The organism is Fredinandcohnia quinoae (assembly GCF_022427965.1).
GTDB lineage: Bacteria > Bacillota > Bacilli > Bacillales > Bacillaceae_L > Ferdinandcohnia > Ferdinandcohnia quinoae.
In genome coordinates this window covers 1-5,617 of record NZ_JAKTTI010000070.1, presented here as the reverse complement: position 1 = coordinate 5,617, position 5,617 = coordinate 1, and the positions used below count along the sequence as shown (strand labels likewise).

At 36.4% G+C, this 5,617-nt stretch carries 4 protein-coding genes; 1 reads left to right on the top strand and 3 read right to left on the bottom strand.

Annotated elements, in window-relative coordinates:
- Positions 1-526: 526 nt before the first annotated feature.
- Together MJG50_RS21860 and MJG50_RS21855 are read right to left on the bottom strand one after the other, a co-directional pair.
- Positions 527-703, bottom strand: coding sequence for a hypothetical protein (locus tag MJG50_RS21860; protein ID WP_240257893.1), 177 nt, complete (start codon positions 701-703; stop codon positions 527-529).
- A 160-nt stretch (positions 704-863) separates the two neighbouring features.
- Complete coding sequence (locus tag MJG50_RS21855) at positions 864-1,661, bottom strand: TIGR00266 family protein (protein ID WP_240257894.1); 798 nt, start codon at positions 1,659-1,661, stop codon at positions 864-866.
- A 308-nt stretch (positions 1,662-1,969) separates the two neighbouring features.
- On the opposite strand from MJG50_RS21855, the gene MJG50_RS21850 reads away from it, so the two are divergent.
- A complete protein-coding gene (locus tag MJG50_RS21850; RefSeq protein ID WP_240257892.1) occupies positions 1,970-4,381 on the top strand; it encodes a penicillin acylase family protein in 2,412 nt (803 codons plus the stop codon).
- Positions 4,382-4,744: 363 nt separating this feature from the next.
- On the opposite strand, the gene lepB is transcribed toward MJG50_RS21850, so the two are convergent.
- A complete protein-coding gene (lepB, locus tag MJG50_RS21845; RefSeq protein ID WP_240257891.1) occupies positions 4,745-5,362 on the bottom strand; it encodes a signal peptidase I in 618 nt (205 codons plus the stop codon).
- Between the last annotated feature and the right edge of the window lie 255 nt (positions 5,363-5,617).

Genomic DNA, 5,617 nt, shown 5'->3' with positions numbered 1-5,617 from the left:
GTTAAGACACCGCCCTTTCACGGCGGTAACACGGGTTCGAATCCCGTACGGGTCATCAAACGTTATGAGAATACTCATAGCGTTTTTATTTTGTATTTTAATAAAATTAAAGTTTTAGTGATTTATCTTCTTTTCTTGATGGCATTTCATTAACTTTTAAGATTTCCTAATAGTTTTTCATAGCAATTTGTATAGTTTGAAAGAATATTATACTTTTGTGCTTTAATTTTGCTAGATTTTAAGTGAATTAAGGGAGACTAACTTGATACTATTAAATATATGCACGATAGCCAAGAAATACGGTCATTAATAAGAAAATACGGACGTTAATCTAGAAATACGGCCATTAAATCAAAAAAGCGGCTGATAAGCCAATAAGCCAGATTTGCACGTTATGTGAGATTAATGTGCGCTACTCCCTTCCGCTTGTCATCTTTCTAAAAAACATCATATGTATCCTCCTCATATAGAATGCAAATATCCCCAAAAAAGAGCACCTGTTTAAATACAACAGGCGCAGCTCATATTAATCTTGATCATTAATATCTTCTTCAATTTTCCTCCCTGGATTATCGAGATCAATGTCTGAGAATAGTCCGGGTGAGGGACCACGGAACATATCAAAGGCTAATATTTTATCATCAGGTGCATCAAATAATGGTGCTTCCCCCTGAAAATCAATTTTTTCCGATTTACGCTTCATAATTCTAAAACACCTCCAATGATTACTTTTCCATATTATGAATTAATAATACGAGATAAATATTAGAAAACCTGGCCTCCGCCAAGAATTTGAATGGTCGTAGCATTTATCCATAAAAAAGAATCCAGAATTAAATCTGGATTCCCTCAAAATCACATTATCAATTATCACCATCAAGTAATCTGCCAAGTCCGCCTAAAATACTGCCTTCACCTCTACTACTTCCCCCATTACTCGGTGCACTTGCAAAAATTCGATCAGCAAGACGACTAAATGGAAGTGATTGTACCCAAACAGTACCTGGACCTCTAACTGTTGCAAAGAATAGGCCTTCTCCACCGAAAAATGCAGTCTTTACTTTTCCGACAAATTCTATGTTATAGTCTACATCCTTCGTCAATGCCACAAGACAACCAGTATCAATACGTAATACCTCCCCCGGTTGGAGATCTTTTCTATGTATTGTACCGCCAGCATGTAAAAATGCTAGCCCATCACCTTCTAATTTTTGCATGATAAAGCCTTCACCACCGAAAAAGCCTGTACCTAATTTACGTTGGAATTCAATACCGACAGAAACACCTTTGGCTGCGCAAAGGAAGGCATCCTTTTGACAAATTACTTTTCCTCCCATTTCGCTTAAATCAACTGGAATGATTTTACCAGGGTATGGAGCTGCGAATGAGACATGTTTCTTACCGCCACCATTGTTGGTGAATACTGTCATAAAAAGACTTTCCCCTGTTAGAACCCTTTTACCGGCACCTAGTAGTTTGCCGAATAAACCTGTTTGGCCTCCGCCAGAACCATCACCGAAGATGGTTTCCATACCGATTCCATCTTCCATCATCATCATGCCGCCTGCTTCGGCAATTACACTTTCACTAGGGTCTAATTCGATCTCAACAAACTGCATATCATCACCATATAATTTATACTCAATTTCATGTGCGTTCAATGTAGTCATCCTCTCATTTTCTTTACTTCTTTTAATTAATATTCGCTTTTACTATAATATCTTCCTTCTTTCAACGAGAATTAATTAAAAAAATGATAGTGAAAAAAATGTCATTTTTAGCAAATGTGACTATGTATTTTTACAAAAATCAACAAAATGCTGTTATTCCCAAGAATTTAATGAAATTTGTCGAATTGTTATCAGAACATTAATTCGACAAATAATAATCTGAATATTATAATTAGGGGTAGTGCTTTTTTGAAATAACATTACTCTATAGAAAGAAACAAGTTTTAAAGGGGGATATTATGGGTGCAGAAGTAGTTGTAAAGCGTAAATTTTGGCCACAGAAGAGACGTTGGAAGGTTTTATTGATTATTGGTATCGTTCTTATCGTCTTGATGGCATCTCTATTATTAGGTGGTTATTTATTTTTACGAAAAAGTTTACCAGTCATTGAAGGTGAGATTAATCTTACTGAAATAACAAAAGAAGTGGAAGTTACTCGTGATAAAAATGGTGTTCCACATATTCTTGCAGAAAATAGCTATGATTTATATTTTGCACAAGGATTTGTTACAGCACAAGATCGAATCTTCCAAATGGATTTAAGCCGTAGACAGGCTTCAGGTGAGCTAAGTGAAGTTATAGGTGCTTCAACCCTTGATCAAGATAAATACTTCAGAACGTTAGGCTTAAGAAGAGCAGCAGTGGCATCCTATGATGGGTATTCATCAGAAGCAAAGGATGTCTTACAAGCATATGCTGACGGGGTTAATGCTTATATTAAGGATGCTAAAAAGAACAATACTTTACCAGTAGAATTTACCTTTGCTGGTTATGAGCCAACTGAATGGACTCCTATAGATTCTCTTACAATTGGTAAATATATGGCCTATGACTTAGGTGGACATTATAAGGGACAGGCTTTTCGATATTATATGGCACAACATTTTTCTGATGAAAAGGTGTTAGAATTATTTCCTACATATCCTGAGGATGGTGCGACTGTCCTTCAAGCATTAAGGGAAAATGAGCTTGATATAACAAAAAGTATTGCAACTGTACAATTTCCAAATGAATTTAATGGTAGTAATAACTGGGTGGTAAGTGGTGATAAAACAGAGTCTGGATTACCGATTTTAGCGGATGATCCTCATTTAGGATTAGCAACACCATCGATTTGGTATGAGACTCATATTGAGAGTCCCGATGTTAATGTAAGTGGTGTAATTTTTGCGGGTGTTCCTGGGATTATCTTAGGTAGAAATGAGAATATTGCTTGGGGAGTAACGAATGTTGGTCCGGATGTACAAGATTTATATATTGAAAAAAGAAATCCGGATAACCCAAAACAATTTGAATATATGGGTAAGTGGGAGGATGCTACTGTCGTTAAGGAACCGATTAAAGTAAAAGACGGTAAGACAGTTCCATATGAGGTTCAAATTACGAGACATGGACCGATTATTTCTGAATTTACGCATGATGATAAGGAAGATACTGCTTTGTCGTTACGCTGGACGGCTCTTGATCCATCAACAGAATTAGAGGCAGTTATGATGTTCAACAAAGCAAAGGACTGGGAAGAGTTCAAGAAGGCTCTTACTTATTTCCATACTCCAGCCCAGAACTTTGTATTTGCAGCTAATGACGGAACGATTGCTTATCGTGCAAATGGACTAATTCCAATTCGGAAAAAAGGGGATAGCTCCGTTCCTGTGCCTGGATGGACGGATGAATACGAGTGGGAGGGATATATCCCTTGGGATGAACTTCCTACAATTGTGAACCCTGAAGAAGGCTTTATTTCAACAGCAAATAATAAAATTACGCCAGATGATTATCCATATCATATTACAAATACGTGGGCTCAACCTTACCGTCAGCAACGAATCCGTGATGTTTTAAATAGTAAGGACAAGATTACAGTAGATGATATGCTTAAGCTTCAATTTGATCAACATAATTTACAAGCAGAGGAGTTCGTTCCAATTTTCCTAAAAGCATTGGAGGAAAGTAAGGGTGAACTAAGGGAAATTGACAAAAAGGTTATTGAGCTATTTGAAAATTGGGATTATGTAGAAGACATAGAAGCAGCTGCTCCACTCGTCTTCCATCAATGGATGACTGAATTTGCAAATGTGTTGTTTGAAGATGAAATTCCTAATGACGTTGACGAATTATTTGAAGGAAAAGGGCAAATTGTGGACCAAATGATTAGAGATGCTGTTAATGGCAAGGAAGGTATTTGGTTAAGTGAAGCCGGAGGGCTTGAAGAGGTTACATTTCAATCCTTTCAACGTGCTGTTGATTTTGCGGTAGAACGTCAAGGAGATAAACCAAGTAATTGGGTTTGGGGCGATTATCATGCTGTACCTTTTAAACATCCATTGTCTGCAATTAAACCGTTAAATTATTTATTTAATTTTGGTGGTCCAACAGCAATGGGCGGTAGTGGTGTCACAGTTGCTGCAGCAGGATTTAATAGAGATACTGGTTTAGTTACACATGGTGCTGCTTGGAGGTCAGTTGTTGATTTTGCAAATCTTTCTGAAACGTATAATGTGGTTGGTCCAGGTCAATCAGGACATGTATTAAGTGACTTTTATCAAGACCAAGTTGAAGAGTGGACGACTGGTAAATACCATAAAACATATACAGATAAATCACACTATGAAAAAGACGGATATACACTCATTTTAAAACCAGCTAAATAATACGGTCTTTCGGTGCCAAATTGACAACGTATACTTTTAAATAAATACAGAAAAACGCAGAGGTTTTAGCATCCTCTGCGTTTTTTATAATCTGATTTGAAACCACACGAGTAAATAGAAATTTAAGCGGATATTTTCCTGTTATGGAAAGCAAAATCTCCTATTTTTGAATTTTTAAGAACGATAGGCGGAGTTTCTCCTTTTATTTAGGCTTTTTTTAATAATATTTATGAATTAAGAGGAACTTTTCCTTCTATTTATCAGCACGAGCTTGGGTGCTCAACCTGAATCTTTCTTTCACCACGCTGTTCAATGTTGGAGAATTTAGCACAAATAACGTTGGCGGTATATGATTCAACTAATTCAATACTTATCAATTCGATCAAAAGGATAAAATCTTATAACTACCTTTCCGACGACATGTTCCATTGGTACTGGACCAATTTGTCGGCTATCACTACTATGATTGCGATTATCGCCCATAACAAAAACATGATCTTCAGGGATAACAACTGAATCAAACGGAGTTAATATATCCTCCTTTGTATAGCTTTCTTCTAATAAAGTACCATTACGATATACTTTACCATCTTTATATTCAATTTTGTCTCCTTCAACCCCAATTACTCGTTTGATCCAGAACTTTTCATTAAACTCTTCACCAGTAAATAGTCCAAAGATTGGACTTTCTAGTAAGTGATCCTTGAACGTTCGCGGGGTTGAAACTTGACTATCAATGATTACCAAATCACCATATGATGGTTCTTTTCCAAAAAGATATGCACTCTTGAATACCATAACCCGGTCGCCCTTTTTATCTTGATTATAAAGGTCTTCACCAGAAAATGTAGGTTCCATTGAACTTCCAACAACTTTATAAGGCTGAATAATAAATACACTAATTATAATTGAGAGAAGTAATGCTACGATAAATGCTTTACCCCATCCCCATATTTGGCTAAGCAACTTGTTAGTCTTCATTCGCTTTATTACATCCCTTCTAAATGATGTTGCTTTATTCTTGTTATTAATAATTTCTTTAAAAAATGGACAAATCCTTTTTTTTATTTTCACTAATTTTGTAGAACAATGACTATTATACACTAAGTTTGTAATCGTCAGAAAATGACATATTACCCAAAAAGAAGTCGCGTTCGACAATTTCGAACGCGACTTCTTTATTTGTGCGCCCTGCATGGGCGAATACTCGGTGGTGAAAGTCCACTACAGGCTTGG